This window comes from Glutamicibacter nicotianae, assembly GCF_006539525.1.
Taxonomy (GTDB): domain Bacteria; phylum Actinomycetota; class Actinomycetes; order Actinomycetales; family Micrococcaceae; genus Glutamicibacter; species Glutamicibacter nicotianae.
In genome coordinates, this window is the sequence record NZ_BJNE01000008.1 from 16,174 (window position 1) to 38,377 (window position 22,204).

A 22,204-nucleotide genomic window follows, 5' to 3' on the forward strand; every position below is an offset into this window, starting at 1 on the left:
GCGTTATCTGCGCACCAGACACCCAACTTTCGGGCATGCAGTGGCACAGACCTTCCAATCCTACCCGAGAGACCCGAACTTGCATAAGGCTTGGTGTCCTAGATCATGCCCGGCTACTTGGAATCCAGGGCAGCCTCGATCCTTTCACCGAAGATCGGGGCCAAGGTGCGCATGTAGGTATCGCTGATGTGGTGCTTGTCCCGGTAGACCAAGACATTCCCCACCACTGCCGGGCACGTTCCGTCCACACAGAAGTAGTCGCTGAAGTCGAGCACCTCGACGCGCGGTTCCAGTTCGGCGGCCTGCTTGGTGGCATCGCCCTTTTCGTAGGCTCCCGCTTCAGGGAAGGAGCACTCGCCTGGATCCTGCACGTTTTCCTCTACGCAGTCCCGCGCATAGGAATCCTGCGGTGGACGCGGGGTATCGACAATGGCATAGACCGGCAGGCCCGCATCTTCCAACGCGGACCACGTCGAGGCCAAGCCCTGTGCCGCGTCGGTAGTAAATGTGGCACCTCCCCAGTTCGCGGTGATCACCGCGTTGATGTCATCGCGCGAGGTCAACGCATCCATGGTCTGGTCGATGGCTTCTTCGCAGTTGATGCTGCCATCCCGGTCCGCCTTGCGCTGGGCGTCGGAGAACGGGCAGGAATTCTTCAGGTAGGTCACGACCTTCCAGCCCTTGCTCTGGGCGTAGCCACTGACTGCCTCGAACCAGTGGGCGGCGTGGGAATCCCCGACCAGCGCCACGGTGTAGCTGGCATCCTCGCTGCCGAATTCGCACTCCTTGATTTGCGTGGACTTCGGCTCCTGGACGCAATCCCCCAGCTCGGGCTGGTCTTCGGCGGCCGTCGCGGGCAGCGGGACTACCTGCCGGTGGCCGGCAAGGAACGCCGGTGCCCCCTGGTCGACGGAGGCCGCGCCGAAACCGGTTGGCGGGTCTTGCATCATCGCACCCAGCTCACGCTGCTCCTTTGCCACAAGTTGCTGCTGCATGACACCTGGCAAGAGCGCGATGGACGCCGCCAACCCGACCATCACAGCCCCGGCAAGCAGGGAGCGGGCCGGCGAACTTGCAATCGGGCGGAAGTGGCGCGCAGGCGTCTCGACCCACTTCAAGCTGGCCCAGGCCAGCAGCAGGGAACCTGCCAGCAACGCCAGCGACTGCACCGGCCCGGGCTCGCTGCCCGCCAGTTCGATGTAGAACACGATTAGCGGCCAGTGCCACAGGTACAGCGAATACGAAGCGAGGCCTACCCACTGGACGGGAGCCCAGTTCACCAAGGGATGCAAGGATCCAGGGCCTCGCGTGCTGCCCGCGGCGATCACCACGGCGCAGCCAAGAACCGGGATGGAGGCCGCGATGCCCGGGAAGACCGTCAGTGCGTCGTAGCTGAAAGCAGCGAAGCAGATCGCTGCCAAGGCCGCGAGCACGGCAAGGTTCCTGGCCTGCCAGCTGGTGACCCAGGCTGGGAGCTTCAAGGCGCCGTTGGCGTGCGCCTGCACTGCCAAGGCCAGCAGTCCACCGACGGCAAGTTCCCAAATGCGCGTGGTGGTGATGAAGTATCCGGCGCTATTGCCTGAGTAGCCGGCAAAGGCCGAGTACCCCAAAGACAAAAGTGTGGCGGCCCCGAACAAGATCCAGAGCATGCGGCGCCGCGGAGCGAAAGCATCCGCGCCGCTAGCGTCCGGCCCCGGCTTGGCCATCAGGCAGGCGGACAAAACCAGCAGCGGCCAGAACAGGTAGAACTGCTCCTCGACACCCAAGGACCAGAAATGCTGCAACGGCCCGGGAGCCTGGTCCGCGGCCAGGTAATCGACGGAGTCGGCGGCGAGCACCCAGTTCTGCACCGAGAAGGCTGAGGCGATGGCTTGGGTGCCCAACTCGCCCCACAGGGTCTTGGGCAGGATCACGAAACTTGCCGCGACCACTGCCAGGATCACCAGCATGGCCGCCGGGAGGATTCTCCGCGCTCGACCGGCAAAGAAGTTCGGGAGGCTGACCCGGCCGGTGCGTTCGGCCTCGCGCAGCAGGTGCGAGGTAATCAAGAAGCCCGAGATGACGAAGAAAATGTCGACGCCGATATAGCCGCCCGGAACCACGGATGGCTCAAGGTGATAGGCCACGACCAGCAGAACTGCCAAGGCGCGTAGCGCTTGGATCTCCGGACGGAAATTCTTGACCTGCGGGGAAATCGAACTCATAGTCATTGATCAGACCAGCAGGGGGTAAACGGCAGGTTATCAACGGGCAACAGGCACTCTAACGACCCGTGGGAACCTCATGAGCGGCCCGAGGTTCCCGCTTCAGAGCCCGCCCCTAGCTCAGTAGTTTCCGATTCGCCCTGGATAGCGGGTACTTGGCATCAAGCTTGGGATCGAGGCTCAACCGGAAGACGGCTTCAAGCAGGAGCTTCCCGACGCCCCAGTACACCGGGATCAGCAACCAGATGTACCAGCCGAAGTTGCCGGTGGTTGCCAAGATGACCGTGCCGAAAGTGACCAGGATGCCCACGCCGCGGAACACGAGCAGGATCCCCTTGGTGACCGAATCCCGGCGTTCTTGATCCGCTTGGGTTCGCGCTTCGAGCCCGTCCACGGCCTCAGAGAACTTTGGGGTTTGGACGCTCGTGAAGAGGTCTCCAACCGGTACATCCAGTGCCTTGGCAACCTGGGAGATGGTTTCCAGGCTCGCGTCGTTTCCGGCTTCGAGCCGTTGGACCGTCCTGACAGTAATCCCGCTTTCTGCGGCTAGGCGTTCTTGCGTCCAGCCCTTGATGCGGCGAAGCTGTGCGATGCGTGATTCATTCATGGGACTCACGCTAGCCAATGGCTTTGCGAAAGCACCACGACATCAACGCGAAAGTTACCCGACTGCAACACGACAGCGCCTCAGAACCGTTATTGGCCTACTAAAAGGAAGTATTCCTGCCGACGACTATTTCGATTCAGTCAGGAATTGCGCTGTTGCTTTTCACGGATCAAATCCAGCGCCAGCACCGAACCGATCACTGCTTGGCGTTGCTGCCTTGTGAGGTTTTCGGCCAGGCGCACGGCGTAGGTTGACTTCCCCATCAAGGCGTTGCCCATTCCGGACCATTCCCGGGTCACGGTTCCCAGGACTCCCCCGGGACCGGTGATCTGGAAGTCGAAGTCCCAGATGCTGCCCAGCAGCTCGAGCTCTTCTCCCAGCATCGAGATGGAAACCTTCGTCTTGAAGAAGGTAATCCTCTTGACCAAGCTGGCCAGCGGGGAACCATTGCCGTCAAGGATTTCGAACCGATCGCGGCCCATGGTCATCGTGTCCTTGACGACGATCACCGGATTATCCGGACCATCGAAGACAGTAAGTTCGCGAGCCCCGACGAACATGCGCCCCAGCGTGCTTCCGCCGGTATCCACGTGGGCAATTTGCGTCCCGGAGGAATCCAGAATCGCGAAGTCGTTCTTCGAGAAGTTCTTCGTCTGCTGGAAGATCAACGTGTTCTGGCTGAAGATCGTCATGGTGCCGATTATGCCACCGATCAGGCGCGGCGGACGAGGTTCGAGCCGGGACACGGAAAGCCGGCCCGAAGGCCGGCATTCCGCAATGCCATGCCCTAGGCTCCGAAGAACTCGCCAGAGACCTTGGACAGGTACCATGGGTCGTCGACGCCGCACATCTCGCGGGCCGAGTGCATGGACAGCAGCGCCACACCCACGTCAAGGGTGCGGATGCCCAGCCGGGTTGCGGTCAACGGGCCGATGGTCGAACCGCATGGTACGCGGTTGTTGGATACGAACTCCTGGTAGGGAACTCCAGCGGCCTCGCACCAGTTGGCGAATGCGGCAGCACCCACCGCATCGGTGGCATAGCGCTGGTTGGCGTTGATCTTCAGCAGCGGACCGGCATTCAGCTGCGGGCGGTTGGCCGGATCGTGCCGCTCCGGGTAGTTCGGGTGAACCGCGTGGCCGGCATCCGCAGACAGGCATACCGAATTCGACAGCGCACGGGCGGTGTCTTCAACCCCTGCGCCCATGGATGCCTGGATGCGGTTGATCAGTTCTTCCAGGAAGGGGCCGCAGGCGCCCGAGCGCGAGGAGGAACCCAGTTCCTCGTGGTCGAAGGCGGCAAGCATGGCAATGCGGTTGCCTGCTGGTTTGCGCGAATGTCCAATCAATGCGATCAGGCCTGCATGCACCGAGGAGAGGTTATCCAGGCGGGAGCCGGCGAAGAAGTTCTTGCCTTCTCCGAAGACCTCGCCGCGCTGCGCTGGTGCGGTCAGGATGTCGTAGCCGGCGACCTGTGCCGGGTCGACACCTGCAGACTTCGCCAGGATCGCCAGGATGTCGGCATCCGCAAGGTCACCGGCGCCGAAGATCGGATTGGTGTGGGTCTGCTTGTCCAGGGTGAGGCCCTCATTGACCTGGCGGTCCAGGTGGATGGCCAGCTGCGGGATGCGCAGGATCGGTTCGGTCTGGGCCAGGTGCTCGGAACCATCCTTGAGCACCAGCCGGCCGGCAAGCACCAATTCGCGGTCCAGCCAGGAGTTCAGCAGCGGTCCGCCGTAGACTTCAATGCCTGCCTGCCACCAGCCGTTGGAGCCGGTGGTCGGCTTCGGCTTGAGCTTGAAGCCCGGTGAGTCGGTGTGGGCACCGAGGATATGGAAACCGCTCGTTGCGGTGGCAGCTTCTGGCTGCACCCACGCGATGATCGCACCGTCGCGGACCACGTAGTAGGAGCCCGGGCCAAGGTTCCACGCCTGCTTCTCGTCCAGCGCCGTGAATCCAGCAGCGTCCAGGCGCTTCGCTGCCGAGGCGGCGGCGTGGTAGCTCGATGGCGAGGTTGCGACGTATTCGGCCAGATCTGCAATGTGGGCCATTGCTGCGGCTTGTGCCATGGCTGGTTGCTCACTTCTTTCTGTCAAGAGATGTTTGTCAGACGGTTCTTCAGGTTTTGGTTCCCGCCTGAAAAGTCGAGTTGCCTCCCAGCTTAGTAGCCTGAACCACATTTGCTGGTGTCCGGCTGGACCTCCGGCCTCGCTGGCAACCTGCCGGACACCCCGATCCAGTGCTTGACTTGGCGGCTAGCTGTCGACGAAGCTGAAAGCAGTCCCGCCAGACAAGGAAAGCGAGCTCATCATGGCTACGGCTGATCGAACACCAGAGCAGAAGAATATTCCAGCAGCAGCACGCGAGGACGACGTGGAGCCCACCGCACCAGCGACTTCCACGGTCCAGCCGGCAAAACCTGCCGGTGCAGAAAAGCTCCCGGTGACCAAGTTGGGCCGCATCTGGACTGCCACGATCTTCGGGTTGATCGTGCTGATCCTGCTGATCATCTTCATTGCCCAGAACCAGGAGCAGGTGACCCTCAACTACTTCGCGTACCAGGGACAGGTCAACCTCGGTCTGGCATTATTCTTCGCCGCAATTGGCGGCGCCCTCGTGGTGGCAATCGCCGGGGTGGCCCGCGTGATCCAGCTGCGCGCCACCGCGAAGAAGCGGAGCAAGGCCAAAAAGCGCTAGTAAACTTCACGGCCGCCGGCGGAACCCGAATGGGTTTCGCCCGGCGGCCGTTTTGCTGCCTCGGCGCCGCCTAGTAATCCAGGCCCTGGGATGGAATGACCAGCCCGGTCTCATAGGCGTACACGACCGCTTGGACGCGGTCGCGCAGGTGCAGTTTGGTCAGGATGCGCCGCACGTGGGTTTTCACCGTCGCTTCGGACAGGAAGAACCGGTGGGCAATCTCGGCGTTGGACAGCCCCTCGGCGAGCGCACGCAGCACTTCCTGCTCACGCGGGGTGAGGTCATCAAGCAGCGGGTCGTGCGGAGTCTCGGCCGGCTGGCTGCGGTTCCCGGCGCCACCGTTGCGCACATAGGTTTCCAGCAGGCGTGCGGTCACCCGCGGTGCCACGACTGCGTCGCCGGACGCCACCAGGCGCACCGCTTGGACCAGTTCTTCCGGGGCGACATCCTTGAGCAGGAATGCGCTGGCTCCTGCCTGCAGGCCCGAGAAGGCGTATTCGTCCAGGTCGAAGGTCGTCAGGATGATGATCTTCGTTTCGGGGTAGTCCTTGGCGATGCGTTCGGTGGCTTCCAGGCCATCCATGTTGGGCATGCGCACGTCCATCAGGACCACATCGGGTTTCAGCGCCGCGGTCTGGGCCAGGGCATCGAGACCGTCGACAGCTTCCCCGGCGATGGCGATATCCTCCTCGCCTTCGAGGATGAGGCGGAATCCCATGCGCAGCAGGGGCTGGTCATCGACCAGCAGGACCTTGATTTTCTCTTCCACGCTTATTCCTTCACTGCCTTCCGGCTCTCGTTCTGCAAGCTGCATTCGGGCAGCTGCAGGACCGCTTTGACGATCCATCCGCCGCTGGCTACCGGTCCGGCATCTACCGTTCCGCCAAAGAGCGCCGCGCGTTCGCGCATGCCGCGCAGCCCGCGCCCGCTGCCGATGCTCGGAACTCGCGTTGCATCGCCGTTGTCCATGATTTCCATGCGCAGTTCCCCGCGGCGTTGCTCCAGGCGCACCTGCACATCACTTACGTTACGGGCATAGCGCAAGGAATTGGTCAAGGACTCCTGGATGATGCGGAAGACCGTCAGCTGGAAGGTGGTGTCTTCCGGCAGCGGATCGCCCGCATGCGTATAGGTGACCGGCAGGCCTGCGGTACGGAATCCTTCGAGCAATTGCTCCACATTGCCGCCGGTAGGCTGCGGCGCGAGCTCCCCGGATTCTTCTTGGCGCAGCACGCCGAGCATGCGGCGCATATCTGCCAGGGCGGCGCGGCCGGTTCCGGAAAGCTCGTTGAGCACTTCATCGGCGCGGGCTTGATCGCGTTTGGCCACCACCCGCGCCCCCTCGGACAGGGCGATCATCACCGACAGCGAGTGGGCAACCACGTCATGCATTTCGCGGGCAATGCGGTTGCGCTCTTGCACCTGGGCCAGTACGGAGACCTGCGAAGCCCAGTGATTCAGCTCAGCTTCGTGGATGCGCGCGTTGCGCACGTTCATGCCTACCGCTGCGGCGGCGATGTAGAAGCCGATGATGAAGCTGCCCGAGACCGCGATGATGACGCGGGTGAAGATCGTTTCATCGATTCCATCCTGCGGGTCGAATTCCATGCCGGTCATGTCCGGGAAGCCCATCAGCACCATCAGGACGGTTTGGAAGCTTCCGGCCAGGATGGACAGCGGGATGGTCCGCTTCGCCGAATAGCTGGTGGCGACGGTATACAGGGCGATGATCATGCCTACCCCGCCGAGACCGCCCTGCGGTCCAGCAATCACCAGGGCCAGGCACTCGAAGAGGAACACCAGGATGATCACCGTCATCGGCGCCCTGCGCCGGTAGAGCAGGGCGGCGCTGACGTCGAGGGTGACGACCAGCAGGCCGGTCGCATTGGATTCGGGCATTGCCGCCACCACCAAGACGCCTGGCAGCGTGAGCAGCAGGTAGATGACTACCGCACCGATGACCACCAAGCGCGGGTGGGTACGCAAATAGCGGCGTATCCGGCCCATCCGCTTGGCGGCCAGTTCATCGAAGGTGACCACAGTTTCCTGCAGCGTCGGTTGGCTCATGCTTCCAGTCTAGTTTTCTCGGTCACGCTCTGGACTATTTGATGTCCCGCTTGGCCAGCAGGACCGCACCCAGCGCCAGCGGAAGCACAATCCAGCCTGCGACGCCCAGCAGCTGCTGCCAGCTTTCCAAGTCGGTGACGACGCTCGAAGGCGTCGCCAACGCCATGCCCAGCTGGTCGGGGGTGAACTTCGCGATGTGCTGTGCCCAGTCGGTGATGCTGGTCAGGATGGAAAGGATGATCGGCAAGACGAAGAACAGGGCAGCGAGGCTGGTGATGCCTCCAGCCGAATTGCGCAGCATCATCCCGAGCGCCAAACCGATCAGCGCCGCCATGGCCACCGCAAGCGCCCCGTACCAGAGAACCCGCTGGAAGGCGTCGCTGCCGAAATCCAGGTCCATCTGGTAGTTGTCGGCAATCGGCTTGCTGATGGCGAAGGCCAGAAGCGAGCTGACGATCTGGACGCCGGCGGTCACGACGGTGATCAGGATGGTCTTGGCAGCCAGCACGCGCAGGCGCTGCGGGCTGGCGAGGAAGGTGCTCACCGCTGAACCGGTGGTGAATTCCCCGCTGAAAAGCAGGACACCGAGCACGCCGAGGATCAGTTGGCTGAAGACCAGGCCCGAACCCATGAGCTCGGAGGCGAATCCCGGAGCCGCCAGGTCCTCCATGCCCGGCATCTGCTCCATGCCGCCCATGCTGGCCCGCAGCGATCCGATGCCCCAGGTGCCGATGGCCGCGATGGCCGCATAGAGCACGATGGCCAGCAGAATCAGGATGCGGGTGGAATTCAGGGAGAAGAAACGGATGGATTCGCTGCGCAGCACGCCGAAGAGGGAGACCTTGCCGCGCGGTGCGGTTGCTAATTTCTCAGACATGTCTTTACTTCCCGCCGCCAGTCTCGGCTACATTACTCGAGTGGTATTCGACGGCATCACGGGTCAATTCCATGTAGGCGTCTTCCAGGGTGCGCTGCAGCGGACGCAGTTCGCTGAGCACCACACCGTATTCCAGTGCGCGACGGCCAATGGTCACTGAATCGGGACCGGTGACTTCCACGCCATGCTCGTCGATCCGGCGCAGCTGGACGCCGTCTCCGTTCAGCGCGTTCATCAGCACCTCAATGTCTGCTGAACGCACAATTGTCTGGTCAAGGCCGTTATCGATGAATTCACTGATCGGCGCATCGGCCATGATCCGGCCACGGCCAATCACAATCAGGTGATCGGCGGTCTGGGCCATTTCGCTCATCAGGTGGGAGGAAATGAACACGGTTTTGCCTTCGGCAGCCTGTTGGCGGGCCAGATTGCGGACCCACGCCACGCCTTCGGGATCCAGCCCGTTGACCGGCTCATCGAGGATCAGGACCTGCGGGTCTCCCAGCAGGGCGGTGGCAATGCCAAGCCGCTGGCCCATGCCCAATGAGAAGCCGCCGACTTTCTTGCGCTGGACGCTGGACAACCCGGTCACTTCCAGCACTTCGTGCACTCGGGAAACCGGCAATCCTGCAGTAGCCGCCATGGCACGCAAATGCGCCAGCGGCGTCAGGGACTTGTGGACCGATTTGGCTTCCAGCAAGGTGCCGACTTCGGTCAGCGGATGCCTGGACTTCTTGAAATCGCGCCCGTTGACCAGCACTTCTCCGCTGGTAGGCGCTGCCAATCCCACGATCATGCGCATGGTGGTGGATTTGCCGGCGCCGTTGGGGCCGAGGAACCCGGTCACCATTCCCTGCTGCACCGTGAACGATGCATTATCGACCACGGTTTTTCCACCGTATTTCTTCGTCAACTGCTGAGCCTGGATCATGCTTCCAGCCTAGGGACTTGGCGCCCAGCTATCACCGCCCGCAATGCTGATTTAGGGCTCACCCGAAAGGGTGAGGGCAGCTGGGCCAATCGTGGGTCCATGCACCATATGGTGCATGGACCCACATTTCCACGGCAGTTGGAGGACGGTCATAGGTAGCTCGTCGTGAGGACGTACATCATTCCTGCGATGGCCAACGCGAAGGGCAGGGCCAGCAAGACCATCAGCTTCTTCTGATCCCGCACGATCGCTAAGCATTCCCTGAGGAAGGCGCTTGGACGGTAGTAGGCCGCCGTCTTCCCGCCGAACGCACGGGCATCCAGGCCGAGCTGGCGTGAGGCCATCGCGGCCCGCAGTGCGTGATAGTCGCTGGTGACCAGCCACAGCTGGCCTTCCGGACGCTGGGCGCGAACCAGGGCATCGGAATACCGCAGGTTCTCGATGGTGTCCCTGGCCCGGTCTTCCACCAGAATCTGCTCATCGGCGATGCCCTGCTCGCGCAGGTAGCGGGCCATGCTCACGCCTTCTGGCTCGACCTCATCACGGCCCTGGCCACCGGTAGGAACCATCAACGGGCGGGGATCCGCCTGCCGCTCATGCAGTTCGATGCCTTTGTCCAGTCGGCCGCGCAGCAGCGGGGTGACCTTGCCATCGATGGCGCGGGCGCCGAGCACCACCACGGCGGCGCCCTTGCCCTTGGCAGGGAATTTCGCGTGAACCCAGGCATACAGCAGCAGCATGGTGAACAGGCTCGCGGTGAAGACAGAGGCCATGAACAGGACGAAAGCGAGCGAATAGGTCCACCATGACTGGATCCGGATCAGCAGCACCGCAATGACCGGCAGGATGAAGACCGCGAGCCCGGCCACCAAGGACAGCAGGTTCGCGGGCTTGGCACCTTCGCGCCGGCACATCAAGATCCCGTTGTAGATCAGGGCCGCGCCGAAGACCACGACCATCAGCGGGGTCAGCACCAGGACGATGGAGAACAGGAGCCCGAATCCGGGAAGCACGCTGGAGAGCAGGCCAGCCGCCGCCGAAATGCTGAAGAGCACCAGCGGCAAGAGCAGGACGGCGAGTCCCAGGCGGCGCGGGTCCTTGCGGTACTGCCAGATGAACAGCCACCAGAGCACTGCCAGGAAAACCAATCCGGGGAGTTGCTCGAATGCCGCGTCCATCATGTGTCAGTTCTCCGCTTTCCAGTTCTCGATTCCGTATTCCCGCTTGAGCATCGATTGGGCTCCGAGGAATCCACCCATGCCGTGCACCGACGGACCCGGGGGCGCGGCCGAGGACACCAGGTACAGGCCCTTGGATTGCAGGTACCACGGGTCCGGGGAGATCCGCGGCCGCTTGATGCTGCCCAGCAGATCCATGGTTCCCCCGGAAAGATCGCCACCGACCAGCGCAGAGTTCTGCGCTTCCAGGTCCTTCGCGGTCACCACATGCGATTCGATGATGGTCTCGGCGAATCCCGGGGCTGCCTGTTCGATCATGTCCTCCAGTTCACGGCTCATGTCCACCGGGGAATCCAGCGGCACATGGCAGTAGGCCCAGATCACGTGCTGGCCCTGCGGCGCCCGCGAGCCATCGAATTGCGAGGGCTGGGCCACGATCATGAACGGCTTCGCCGCTCCCCTGCGCACCGCGGCGCGCTCGGCCTTTCCTACCTGCACGGCGGTGCCGCCCAGGTGCACGGTGCCAGCCTGGGCCAGCGTCGGATCGCGCCACGGAATCGGCTCCGAAAGCACGTAGTGCACCAGGCAGCTTCCCGGCGAGCGCCGAGTGCCGCTCAACGCGTGCGAAAGCCGTTCGGGCAGGTGCGCGGCCGACAGCTTGGCAGCGCTTTCGGCGGAGGTATCGAACAGGACGTTGCGTGCAGAAAGCTCATCGACATGCTCGATGCGGGTTCCGGTGAGGATTTTTGCTCCGTGCTCCATCGCCTCTGCGGCCAGCGCATCGCTGATGGCTTGGGAGCCGCCGCGCGGGATGGCCCACCCCTTGGCGTGCGCCGCCGCCGCTAGGAACAGCCCTGCCCCGGCATTGGCCGGCCCGCGCGAACCGCCGGCGACGTGGGCCGCGCAGCCTGCATAGAGCGCTGCGGCTCGCTCGAATTTCCCGGAGAAGAGGTCCTTCACGGCCATGCCGGCCACCGTGCTGACGGCGAAGGTTGCCAGTGCCGCCGGATGCGAGGGCACCTTGAACAGCGGGTTGAGCAGGGTGTTGCTGACTGCGTCGATCTGCTTTACCAGCGGCCCCAGCAGCCGGGTGTACATCTGGCCATCCGCGCCGCCAAGTTCCTGCCCGGTGCGTTCCAGATCCCTGTACGCGTAGGCGGTCCGCCGATCCAGCACATGGGCGAAGGACAGCTCCGGGACGATGAAGTCCACCCGGTCATGGACACCGAGTTCATGCATCGCCTGGGATTGCATGGCCATCGGATGCACCGCGCTGCCCAGATCGAATTTCGCCGCCGAGCCATTGAGCGGCTGCGTTCTGGCGGCCCCGCCGATGGTGCCGTTGGCTTCATAGACCGTGACGCTCAATCCGGCCCGGGCGGCAACCGCCGCGGCGGCCAGCCCGTTGGGGCCGGCACCGACTACTGCAACATCGCTCATGGCTTCTTGCCCGCCGCTTCTTTCTCCGGCTTGGCCTGGGGCAGCAGCCCGCGCAGGGTCCAGCGGTCTTCCAGCCCGGCAAACGGACCGGCCAGCGGATCGTCCTGTCCCACGGCGCGCACCGGGTCGTGGCGCGGATCGAGCATCGAACGCGCCACCAGGAACATCAGGTATCCGAGCATCACCATATGGGCCAGCACCAGTACCGCATAGCCGGTCTCCGGGAAGGCCTTCTGCACTTCTTCGGCAGAGAGGGAATCGAGGTAGTACCAGACCCCGTAGAAGTGGGCGATTTCCACCAGCATCCAGATCACGAACTCGCGCCAGCGCGGCAGGGCCAGTGCGAACAGCGGAATCAGCCAGACGACGAACTGCGGCGAATACACCTTGTTGACCATGACAAAGGAGGCGATGATCAAGAAGGCCATGGAAGCCAGGCGCGGGGTGCGCTTGGCCGCCAGCCCCAGCACGGCCACACCCGCGCAGCACAGGAAGAAGAGGATCAGCCCGTAGCGGGAAATCTGCTTCGCTTCGAAGAGCGGAACCCCTTCACGGTTATCGGCGATGACATTCCACGCGTGCCAGAAGCTGGAGAAGCCGGCCCCGCGTTCGGAGGAGAAATTGAAGAAGTGCATGAACGAGTCGGGGAACGCCAGCGCATAGGGAAGATTCACCAGCACCCAGGTCGCCGCGGCGGTTCCGCCGGTCACCCAGAAGGTCTTGAGCTTGCCGGTGCGGATGGCCAGCACCAGCACCGCGCCGAGGACGAAGAACGGATAGATCTTCATCGCCGCACCGAGGCCGATCAGCACCCCCGCCAGCACCGTATGCTTCCGGGCGAAGGCCAGCATGCCCAGAGCCAGCAAGGCCACAGCCCACATGTCCCAGTTGATGCTGCCGGCCAGGATGATGCCCGGGGCGATCGCCACCATGGCGGCATCCCACGGACGGCGCCCGGTCATCCGCAGGGTGGCGACCACGGTTGCCATCCACAGGATCGCGACGAGCAGCAGGTTGATGTCGAAGTACAGCAGCGAACGGTTCTCGATCCCCGTGGGGATGATCGAGGCGACTGCCGAGGCCACCGAGCTCATCAGCACCGGGTACTCGAACTCGGCGGCGGCGCTGAACGGCGCCCAGGGGTTCTCGGCGAAGCCGCGGGCGGAGAACAGCGGGACCCAGTCGCTGTAGCACGCATAGACATAGGGGTTGTTGCCGGTCCACCCGTTGACCCGGCACGGGTTCTTGGCAAGGAGCATCAGCAGCGCGCCCACGGTGGTCATCAGGATGATGACCCGTTCCACGCTGAAGAACCCGGGATCGACTCGGCCCGGGTCGCTGTGCCGTCCTAGCGGGCCGCCGATCATTGCGGTGAATTGCCGGAGGAACCCGTCAGCGCGTGAAGGCACGGTAATGCGCAGCGGGCCACGCGTGGGCTGTGACTGGTTAGGCTCGTGCATACCATCCAGCCTAGATGTTCTGCGCCCCAGCACCGGCGTGCACACTCGGATTTCATCAGACGCCTTGATCTTTTACCGAAACGCAGTGCTCTTCCCGCCCCTGCCGCAACCCGCTCCCGGAAACGTAAAACGCTTGCTGACCTAGCATTCAGCAAACAGACAGGTGATTACACCGGCACTTCACCGTGCGTTAACCCAGATACCCCCTCCCGGTTAACTTGTGCCCATAGCGTCTTATTCGTGAGCAAAACCAACCAGCGAAACGTCATGGCGATCATCCCCGCCCGGGGAGGATCCAAGGGCATCCGGCTTAAGAACCTGCGTGAGATCGGCGGCAAATCGCTGCTCGGCCGCGCAATCGAATCAGCCAGATCCGCGGCGGCAGTCAGCGACGTCGTGGTGAGCACCGACCATGAGCAGATCAAGGCCGAAGCGCTCCGCTACGGGGCGAGGGTCATCGATCGACCGGCAGATATCGCCGGCGACACGGCCAGCAGCGAGTCAGTTCTGCTCCACGCACTGGCGAATGCGGAATCCCAGCCAGAGATCACCGTGTTCATCCAGTGCACCAGCCCGTTCATCGATCCGGCGGACCTGGACGCAGCCATTGCGGCAGTGGCCTCGCAACGCGCCGACGTCAGCTTCGCGGCTGTTGCGGACCACGGTTTCCATTGGGGACTGGATCCGCAGGGCGAAGCGGTCGCCGTGGGGCACGACAAGCTGCACCGTCCGCGCCGCCAGGATCGCGAACCGCGCTTCCGCGAGACCGGGGCCTTCTACGTGATGGATACCCGCGGATTCCTCGAAGCCGGCCACCGCTTCTTCGGAAAGGTCCGGGTCCATGAGGTTCCAGCAGAGCACGGCATCGACATCGATACCGAGGCAGACCTGCTGCTCGCCGGGCTGGCCGTTCCGGCCAACCGGGAACCGATCGAAGTCGATGCGGTCATCACGGATTTCGACGGGGTGCACACCCCGGACACCGCATATGTCGATGAGCACGGGACCGAAACCGTGCGCGTCTCCCGCTCCGATGGAATGGGAGTGGCCCGGCTGCGGGCCGCCGGAGTGAAGTTCCTGATTCTCTCCAAGGAAACCAACCCGGTGGTCGCCGCCCGCGCCGCCAAGCTGAAGGTCGAAGTGGCCCACGGCATCGAAAACAAGGCCGAATACGTGGCCCGCTGGCTGGCTGACGAATCCATCAACCCGGCCCGCGTCGCCTACCTCGGCAACGACATCAACGACCTGGGCGCGATGGCGCTGGTCGGCTGGCCGATCACCGTGGCCGATGCCCACCACGACGTGCACCTGGCAGCACGGCACACGCTGACCCGCAAGGGCGGGCACGGAGCGGTACGGGAACTGGCCGAACTGGTTCTCGCCGCACGCACCGCCACCAAGAGTTCTCCAAGTTTCACCCACTGAAAGGCAATACCCATGACCTCCATGACTACCGACATCAAGCCAGTTGCCATCGGCGACGTCCAGGTTGGCGCAGGCCAGCAGGTCTACGTCATCGGCGAGATCGGCATCAACCACAACGGCGACATCGAGATCGCCAAGCAGCTGATCGACATCTCGGCCGAGGCCGGCGCCAACGCGGTGAAGTTCCAGAAGCGCACCCCGGACATCTCCACCCCGATGGACATGCGCGACAAGATCCGCTCCACCCCATGGGGCGACATGACCTACCTGGACTACCGCTACCGCGTCGAGTTCGACCAGGCCCAGTACAAGGAGCTCATCTCCTACGCCGCATCCAAGGGCCTGCACGCCTTCGCATCGCCATGGGACGTTCCTTCGGTCGAGTTCATGGAAGAGCAGGGTGCAGTCACCCACAAGGTAGCGTCCGCATCGGTCACGGACATCGAGCTGCTCAAGGCCCTGGCGGAAACCGGCAAGCCGATCATCCTGTCCACCGGCATGTCCACCATCGAGCAGATCGACAAGGCAGTGGAAACCCTGGGCACCAGCAAGCTGGTCATGATGCACGCGACCTCCACCTACCCGCTGCCTGCCGAAGAGGCCAACCTGCGCATGATCGAGACCCTGCGCGACCGCTACCAGGTCCCAGTGGGCTACTCGGGCCACGAGCGCGGCCTGCAGATCTCGCTGGCAGCAGTCGCCCTGGGCGCCGTGACCGTCGAGCGCCACATCACCCTGGACCGCACCATGTGGGGCTCTGACCAGGCTTCGTCGCTGGAGCCGAAGGGCTTCGAGTCGCTGATCCGCGACATCCGCATCCTGGAGCAGGCCATGGGCGACGGCGTGAAGAAGGTCTTCCCAGGCGAGCTGGCTCCGCTCTCGCGCCTGCGCCGCGTCGACGCCTAAGCACGCCAGCGTATCCGGCGGTTGGACTCACCGACGGGTCCAACCGCCGTTTATTTTTGTCTGCATGAGGAAGGCCGTGAAGAGCACAATGACTTTGATCCCCGGGCGCATTTCAGTGGTGATCCCCGCCTATAACCAAGAAGCGTATATTTGCGATGCCCTCTCATCCCTGGTCCGGCAGAAGCTGGGACGCTGGGAGCTTGAAGTGCTCGTGGTTGATGACGCTTCCGATGACCAGACTGCCGATCTGGTGCGCGGCTACGAAGACCAGCTGCCTGGCCTGAAGCTGATCTCGCTGCCGGAGAATTCAGGGGTTTCTGCCGCCCGCAATGCCGGGCTGGAACAGGTCACCGGCGAATACTTCACCTTCCTCGACCCCGACGACTGGTACTCCCCCGAGCATTTGGAAGCCCTGGCGGAATCCTTGACCGAATTGCATGTGGACTTCGTGCGCTGCGACCATGTGCGCGTCACCGGCACCAACCGGGTCATCCACCGCGCCCCGCAGGCCCTGCGCGGCATGCCGCTGAACCCGGCCGACGACATCGAGCCGATCGATTCCCCGTCCATGGTGGACTACGCCTTCGTGTGGGCAGGCATGTACCGCACCGAGCTGATGCGCACCCGCGAGCTGATGTACTTCGACGCGCAGCTGCACAGCGCCGAAGACCGGCTGTGGCTGTGGAAGCTGCACCTGAATACCGAGCGCTACTCCGTCGTCTCCTCCCCCGGGGTGTTCTACCGCCGCGGCCTGCCTGGCTCGCTGACCCAGGTCTTCGACCATCGCCAGCTCGGCTTCATCCCCGCCTACTCGCAGATCCTCACCGAGGTGCGCCTGCACCCGGATGCGGATCGCCACCTGCCCAAGGCGATGCGCCAGTTCTTCGCCATCGTGTGCCATCACGAGAAGCGCGCGAAGAACTACCCGCCAGAAGTCCGCTTGGAGATGAAGCAGAAGCTGCGCCAGGTATTCACCAGCGTTGACGCGCCAATGGCCCGCCAGGTCGCCCTCGAGATGGATGTTGCGCGCCGCCGCCATATCCTCTCCTTCCTCCAGCCAGGTCAGATCGGGGCCGCCAAGTGATCGCACTGATTGAAGCCAGCAGCTACTTCCAGCTTGCTTCTCTGGCCGCGATGGCCGATGCAGGACTGCTCCCCGAAGCAGATGAACGCATTCTCGTCCTGGCCAACGGCTCGCAGGTTCCGGAACTGACCACACCGCTGGATGAGGTTCCGGGCTTTGAGCAACTGGCCGCCCGCTTTGACCGGGTGGTGGATTTCGCCGCGCTGACCGCACCGCGCCGCCCGGCGCAGTTCAACCCGCGTGAGGACGAACTGCTGATTTTCGAGCGCCTGCTGCGCAGCGCCTGGGATCTGGGCAATGAACCGCTGACCTTGGTGCTGGAATCCATCCAGGTCAATCCCGCCCGCGCCCTGGCGCGCATCTTCTTCGATTCCCAGCTGTGGATCCATTCCGACGGCCTGATGTCCTATGGACCCACCCGCAACCGGTTGCCCATGCCGTTGCGCCAGCGGGTCATCGGCACCATCCACGTGGACCTGGTACCCGGACTTCAGCCGCATCTGCTCGCAGAGCTCGAGCCGCGGCGCGAGATCCTGGAGGCCGGCGGGTTGGCTGGCATCTTCGGCGAATTGGCCCAGGACGCCGAATTCGACCTGCCCTCCGGTGGCGCGCTCGTCCTCGGGCAGTACCTGGGTTCCCTGGGACTGATGGACGCCGAGGAAGAATTCGAGCTGCACCTCGAGATGCTCAACGAGGTGGCCCGCCGGGAGCTTTCCACCGTCCTGTTCAAGGCGCACCCGTCGGCCAGCGCCACCTCGGCGGCCCGCTTGGCTGCGGCAGCCAAGGACATGGGCCTGGATTTCCGGCTGCTCAACACGGATCATCTGGCGGAGACCGTAATCTCGGCGGTGAACCCAGCCGTGGTGATCTCCTGCTTCTCCACCGGCTTGGCCACCGCAAAGTACATCCTGGGCACGGAAGTCCATGCCGTGGGCACCGGCAGGATGCTGCAGGCGCTGGCTCCGTACGAGAACTCCAACCGCATCCCGCTGTCCATCATCCACGCACTGTTCGTCCAGGACCTGCCGGTTCCGGCGCACGCTGGCGATGACGGCCGGCTCACCGAACTGCTGATCGCCGTGGCCTACTGCATGCAGGCCGCCCAGCTGCCGCACCTGCGCGAGCAGGCCGAGTCCTTCCTGACCGCGCACTACCCTGAGTTCTCGGCCCACTTCAAGCGCCGCCGCATCACCAAGCTGGACCTGCCTCCGCACTGGGCTCACATCAGCTCGCGCCGCTCGTTGCCCTCGAAGGTCCGCGGGGCTTCGCGCCGAGTGCTGCGCCATGGTTCCAAGCAGTTCGAAACGCTTTCCAAGTCCCTGAGCCGACTGGCAAAATGACACTCACGATGATGAAACTGACCCAGCATGACACCCACGAGGTGCCACGCCCCCGTTTCGGCACGGCGCACGTGTGGGTCGAGTCGCCCCTGCAGCTGCTCTCCGCAGTGGAAACGCATGCCGCAGGACTGCTGGGCACCGACATACGGATCATTCCGCGCCAGGGAATGCCACTGGAGGCCACGACCCAGGCCATGCTGGATCATGCCCCCGATGGGGTTCATTTCGAACCGGCGGCGCGCAAGCCTCCGCAGCCCAAAGGCGCTGCCGACCGATACGTCACCGGGGATGCCTATTCGGGCAAGATCCAGCGCACGCTCCTTGCCGGCGTGCGGGCCAAGGAAATCGTCATCATCGACGACGGCATGGCAACGCTGGCCCTGATCAAGCAGCTGATCTCCGACGAGCCCACCCCCTTGGTGCGCGCCCGGACGAAGAATTCGGCGGCCCGTGTCGCCATGGGGCTGGCGACCTGGCATCGCTTGCGCCAGCTGGCCCGCGAGGGTCGCCTGCTGATTGTCTCGGCGCTGTTTGTCGACCCGGAATCCCGCCAGAAGATGGCTGATCTGGGGATCAAGTTCGCGCAGCACAAGTTCGAGTGGCTTGCTACCCAGCCGGTGGCCGAGCGGTTCATCGAGCCTACCCTGCTGATCGGTTCGGCCATGGTCGCCGATGAGCTGATCCATGAGCAGCCGTACTTGCGCTGGATCGAAGAGATCGCATCCGAAGGTCCGGTCGCCTACTTCCCGCATCGCCGTGAGACGCCGGAATTGCTGGCGAAGATCTCCAAGATTGACCAGGTAGTGCTCAAGGAGCACACTGTTCCCATCGAAATGCGCTTGCGTGCCCTGCGGCCGGGCCAGGAAATCCGGGCCCTGCCGTCCACGGTGATTCCATCCCTGCGCTTGCTGCTGGGTTCCGATGCCCGCTTCCTGTTTCCGCAAGCCGTGCTTGACAACTGGTGGACCCCTGGTACTCCCCTCGAGTTGCGTGAGCACCTATCCAGTTCGTTGAAGGTGTGAAGCAGCTGATGAAGCCATCAATTCTTGCCATTGCAGATTCCGATTCCTACCTGAAGCTCGCGACAAGTTTCCTGACCCGCCTGGGTCCCGCATGGGATCGCAATGTGTATTTGGCGCGGACCCCGGTGATGCCGACGGCCGAGCAGATCGCCGCCGCCTTCGAAGGCACGGATCTGGACGCCGATGCCCTGCAGGTGATTTCGGTATCCCAGCTGGAAGCCGACACCGTGGACGAGGACATTGTCTTCGCGTCGGCGACCGGTCCGGTCGTTGCCGAAATCTACTCCCGGATCCTGCGCACCGAGCCGGTTGACGGCCGCTGCACCGCACTGATTTCAGCCTTGCCCGGCGTCGCCTTCCCCGCCACGCAGAAGGGATGGAACTATCGCCGGGCCGGCGATGCGTTCATCTGCCATTCGCATGCCGAGGCCCGTGATTTCTCCTTCATGATCGAAGGAAAGGAGGGGCATCAGCCGACCATCATGGTCAGCAAGCTGCCCTTCTTGCGCTCGGCGGGTTTCCCGCCGGAGCAAAAGCAGGTCGTCGAACGGCTGGTGTTCGCACCTCAGGCGAAGGTTCCGGCCCAGGAGCACGAACGCGAGTCGATCCTGCTGGCGCTCGAGCAGGCCAGCAGGATGAATCCCGAACTTGAGGTGCTCATCAAGCTCCGTGCCAAGGCCGGGGAGCCGCAGACGCATCTCGAGGCGTTCCCCTATGACTCGCTGTTCGAGAAGCTGCAGGCTGAACAGCGGATCGGCGCGGATTCTCGGTTGCGCTTCGATACCGGATCTATGAGCGAGGCGTTGACCGATGGCAGCGCCCTGGTGACGGTCTCGTCGACAGCCGCCCTGGAATCCCTTGATCGCGGATTGCCCACGCTGATCCTCTCCGACTTCGGTGTCAGCGCCCAGATGATCAATACGGTCTTCGTGGCCTCCGGTGTGATTGGCACCTTGGATGATGTCATCGGCTTGAGCTTCGGGGAGCCGACCAAAGCCTGGTTGCGGGAAAACTACTTCCACCGGGTCGACCACAGCTTCGCCCAATCCCTCGAGATCCTCGCGCATCGGGCTCGAGCCGGCAAGCTGCTCACCGATCCGGAAGTACTGGCACACATTCGACGCCAGCCTTTGCGCCATCGGCTCCGCACCACGTTGCCTGCCCCGCTGGTCAGGGTTTTGGTCAAGTTACGCCATCATTACCGGCATTCCCGCAAGAATGGGGCCAACTCTTTGTCATGAGCTAATAGCAGTTTGCTCATGAATACCATTTCATGCCTGCAAACATAGGTTACCTCAGTATCATTCTGCATTTTGCTCATGTACCGATTCTTGGCAATCCTGCACGGCGATCGCATCTCTGCCTCTCGGCGGCACTGGCCCGGGAGCCACTGCACAAGAGTTAATCGGTGATACGGGGCACGATTGGGAATGTTTGCGAGCCATTAAGACTTAAGATCATTATGGGCTAATTTGCGCGATGCGCTTCTGCGCGCCCAATTGCCCAAAGGTTTTATACATTTCTATAAGGAGTTCATGTGTCGGCGAACCCGATTCGCGTTGCCATCGTAGGCGTAGGCAACTGCGCCACTTCCCTTATCCAAGGTGTTGAGTACTACCGAAACGCCGATGCAGATTCCACCATTCCTGGACTCATGCACGTGCAGTTCGGCCAGTACCACGTTGGCGACGTCCAGTTCGTTGCAGCCTACGATGTCGATGCCAAGAAGGTCGGCCTCGACCTCTCGGAAGCCATCCTGGCCAGCGAGAACAACACCATCAAGATTGCCGACGTTCCAGCCACCGGCGTAACCGTCCAGCGCGGCCACACCCTTGACGGCCTCGGCAAGTACTACCGCGAGACCATTGAAGAGTCCGCAGCAGAGCCAGTCGACGTGGTGCAGTCCCTGAAGGACAACCAGGTCGACGTCCTGGTTTGCTACCTGCCAGTGGGTTCCGAGCAGGCCGCCAAGTTCTACGCGCAGTGCGCCATCGATGCAGGCGTTGCGTTCGTCAACGCCCTGCCAGTATTCATCGCCGGCACCCCTGAGTGGGCGCAGAAGTTCACCGACGCCGGCGTGCCAATCGTTGGCGACGACATCAAGAGCCAGATCGGCGCAACCATCACCCACCGCGTGATGGCCAAGCTGTTCGAAGACCGCGGCGTGGTCCTGGACCGCACCTACCAGCTGAACGTTGGCGGCAACATGGACTTCAAGAACATGCTCGAGCGCGATCGCCTGGAATCCAAGAAGATCTCCAAGACCCAGGCAGTCACCTCGAACACCTCCGCCGCCCTGGGTGACGACGATGTCCACATCGGCCCGAGCGATTATGTTTCATGGCTTGACGACCGCAAGTGGGCGTTTGTCCGCCTCGAGGGCCGCAACTTCGGCGACGCTCCGGTAAATCTGGAATACAAGCTGGAAGTTTGGGACTCGCCAAACTCGGCCGGCGTGATCATCGACGCCGTTCGCGCAGCGAAAATCGCCTTGGACCGCGGCATCGGCGGCCCGATCCTGTCCGCCTCGAGCTACTTCATGAAGTCGCCACCAGAGCAGTACGACGATGAGACCGCACGCAACAAGGTGGAAGCCTTCATCAGCGGCGACATCGAACGCTAATCTTCCGCTGCGGCGGGAAAGCAATGGCCAGGACTGATGTCCTGGCCATTGCTGTATTCAAAAGTTCTTTGGATGCGGAGAAGCCCGCCGGCTTGCAGGCCGGCGGGCCTCTGGGCGATGCATTGCGAGTTCATCACTGGTACCTCGGATTCTAGTTAGCTGGCAACGGTAATGGCGTTGCCGGGCCTAGCGAATTCGCAGGTACATTTCTGGTGGCACATGGTTCTTCAGCTCGCGCTGACGCATGCGGCGATTGAACTCGGTGCTGTCAAGGTTGGTGAACTTGCGCTTGTCTTGACGCTTTTTCATTTGCTGTCCCTCCTTTCGGTCAAAGTCGAAGGGGA

At 63.1% G+C, this 22,204-nt stretch carries 20 protein-coding genes; 8 read left to right on the plus strand and 12 right to left on the minus strand.

Annotated elements, in window-relative coordinates; all coding sequences use genetic code 11:
• Positions 1-113: 113 nt before the first annotated feature.
• The 4 genes from ANI01nite_RS10375 to ANI01nite_RS10390 all read right to left on the minus strand — a co-directional run bounded on the left by ANI01nite_RS10375 (position 114) and on the right by ANI01nite_RS10390 (position 4,879).
• Complete coding sequence (locus ANI01nite_RS10375; protein ID WP_141357859.1) at positions 114-2,204, minus strand: acyltransferase family protein; 2,091 nt, start codon at positions 2,202-2,204, stop codon at positions 114-116.
• 115 nt (positions 2,205-2,319) lie between these two features.
• Positions 2,320-2,811 (minus strand): helix-turn-helix domain-containing protein, encoded by a 492-nt coding sequence (locus ANI01nite_RS10380; protein WP_038992774.1) that lies wholly within the window; start codon positions 2,809-2,811, stop codon positions 2,320-2,322.
• A 140-nt stretch (positions 2,812-2,951) separates the two neighbouring features.
• Positions 2,952-3,503, minus strand: coding sequence for an LURP-one-related/scramblase family protein (locus tag ANI01nite_RS10385; RefSeq protein WP_038992773.1), 552 nt, complete (start codon positions 3,501-3,503; stop codon positions 2,952-2,954).
• Positions 3,504-3,598: 95 nt separating this feature from the next.
• A complete protein-coding gene (locus ANI01nite_RS10390) occupies positions 3,599-4,879 on the minus strand; it encodes a M18 family aminopeptidase (RefSeq protein ID WP_141357861.1) in 1,281 nt (426 codons plus the stop codon).
• Positions 4,880-5,120: 241 nt separating this feature from the next.
• Between ANI01nite_RS10390 and ANI01nite_RS10395 the strand changes: the two genes are divergently transcribed.
• Complete coding sequence (locus ANI01nite_RS10395; RefSeq protein ID WP_141357863.1) at positions 5,121-5,507, plus strand: LapA family protein; 387 nt, start codon at positions 5,121-5,123, stop codon at positions 5,505-5,507.
• A gap of 70 nt (positions 5,508-5,577) precedes the next feature.
• On the opposite strand, the gene ANI01nite_RS10400 is transcribed toward ANI01nite_RS10395, so the two are convergent.
• The 7 genes from ANI01nite_RS10400 to ANI01nite_RS10430 all read right to left on the minus strand — a co-directional run bounded on the left by ANI01nite_RS10400 (position 5,578) and on the right by ANI01nite_RS10430 (position 13,460).
• Positions 5,578-6,321, minus strand: a complete 744-nt coding sequence (locus tag ANI01nite_RS10400) for a response regulator (RefSeq protein ID WP_073707168.1) — start codon at positions 6,319-6,321, stop codon at positions 5,578-5,580.
• Positions 6,279-7,574 (minus strand): sensor histidine kinase, encoded by a 1,296-nt coding sequence (locus ANI01nite_RS10405; RefSeq protein WP_141357865.1) that lies wholly within the window; start codon positions 7,572-7,574, stop codon positions 6,279-6,281. Before ANI01nite_RS10405 ends, ANI01nite_RS10400 begins: the two co-directional genes overlap by 43 nt.
• Before the next feature lie 34 nt (positions 7,575-7,608).
• The gene (locus ANI01nite_RS10410; RefSeq protein WP_052253942.1) at positions 7,609-8,451 is read right to left on the minus strand and encodes an ABC transporter permease; all 843 of its coding nucleotides are present in this window, start codon (positions 8,449-8,451) and stop codon (positions 7,609-7,611) included.
• Between the two features lie 4 nt (positions 8,452-8,455).
• A complete protein-coding gene (locus ANI01nite_RS10415; RefSeq protein ID WP_141357867.1) occupies positions 8,456-9,382 on the minus strand; it encodes an ABC transporter ATP-binding protein in 927 nt (308 codons plus the stop codon).
• A gap of 149 nt (positions 9,383-9,531) precedes the next feature.
• Positions 9,532-10,563 carry a YdcF family protein gene (locus tag ANI01nite_RS10420; RefSeq protein WP_141357869.1) on the minus strand — a complete coding sequence of 344 codons (1,032 nt, stop codon included), beginning with the start codon at positions 10,561-10,563 and terminating at the stop codon, positions 9,532-9,534.
• 3 nt (positions 10,564-10,566) lie between these two features.
• Positions 10,567-12,000, minus strand: a complete 1,434-nt coding sequence (locus ANI01nite_RS10425; RefSeq protein WP_141357871.1) for a phytoene desaturase family protein — start codon at positions 11,998-12,000, stop codon at positions 10,567-10,569.
• Positions 11,997-13,460, minus strand: a complete 1,464-nt coding sequence (locus tag ANI01nite_RS10430; protein WP_141357873.1) for a glycosyltransferase family 87 protein — start codon at positions 13,458-13,460, stop codon at positions 11,997-11,999. The genes ANI01nite_RS10425 and ANI01nite_RS10430 overlap by 4 nt, the downstream gene beginning before the upstream one ends.
• A 240-nt stretch (positions 13,461-13,700) precedes the next feature.
• Here ANI01nite_RS10430 and ANI01nite_RS10435 point away from each other — a divergent pair, with 240 nt between their 5' ends.
• The 7 genes from ANI01nite_RS10435 to ANI01nite_RS10465 all read left to right on the plus strand — a co-directional run bounded on the left by ANI01nite_RS10435 (position 13,701) and on the right by ANI01nite_RS10465 (position 21,860).
• Complete coding sequence (locus ANI01nite_RS10435) at positions 13,701-14,885, plus strand: acylneuraminate cytidylyltransferase (RefSeq protein ID WP_073707173.1); 1,185 nt, start codon at positions 13,701-13,703, stop codon at positions 14,883-14,885.
• A 12-nt stretch (positions 14,886-14,897) separates the two neighbouring features.
• On the plus strand, positions 14,898-15,791 hold the full coding sequence (locus ANI01nite_RS10440; RefSeq protein ID WP_128470879.1) for an N-acetylneuraminate synthase family protein: 894 nt from the start codon (positions 14,898-14,900) through the stop codon (positions 15,789-15,791).
• Positions 15,792-15,867: 76 nt separating this feature from the next.
• The gene (locus tag ANI01nite_RS10445; protein WP_141357875.1) at positions 15,868-16,875 is read left to right on the plus strand and encodes a glycosyltransferase family 2 protein; all 1,008 of its coding nucleotides are present in this window, start codon (positions 15,868-15,870) and stop codon (positions 16,873-16,875) included.
• Positions 16,872-18,215 carry a polysialyltransferase family glycosyltransferase gene (locus ANI01nite_RS10450; RefSeq protein WP_141357877.1) on the plus strand — a complete coding sequence of 448 codons (1,344 nt, stop codon included), beginning with the start codon at positions 16,872-16,874 and terminating at the stop codon, positions 18,213-18,215. The genes ANI01nite_RS10445 and ANI01nite_RS10450 overlap by 4 nt, the downstream gene beginning before the upstream one ends.
• Complete coding sequence (locus ANI01nite_RS10455; RefSeq protein WP_141357879.1) at positions 18,212-19,237, plus strand: hypothetical protein; 1,026 nt, start codon at positions 18,212-18,214, stop codon at positions 19,235-19,237. Before ANI01nite_RS10450 ends, ANI01nite_RS10455 begins: the two co-directional genes overlap by 4 nt.
• Before the next feature lie 8 nt (positions 19,238-19,245).
• Positions 19,246-20,478: a DUF6716 putative glycosyltransferase gene (locus ANI01nite_RS10460; RefSeq protein ID WP_255314500.1), complete on the plus strand. Its 1,233-nt coding sequence runs from the start codon at positions 19,246-19,248 to the stop codon at positions 20,476-20,478.
• A gap of 296 nt (positions 20,479-20,774) precedes the next feature.
• A complete protein-coding gene (locus tag ANI01nite_RS10465) occupies positions 20,775-21,860 on the plus strand; it encodes an inositol-3-phosphate synthase (RefSeq protein WP_073707176.1) in 1,086 nt (361 codons plus the stop codon).
• Between the two features lie 186 nt (positions 21,861-22,046).
• On the opposite strand, the gene ANI01nite_RS17005 is transcribed toward ANI01nite_RS10465, so the two are convergent.
• Positions 22,047-22,169: a hypothetical protein gene (locus ANI01nite_RS17005; protein ID WP_255209577.1), complete on the minus strand. Its 123-nt coding sequence runs from the start codon at positions 22,167-22,169 to the stop codon at positions 22,047-22,049.
• Positions 22,170-22,204 lie beyond the last annotated feature (35 nt).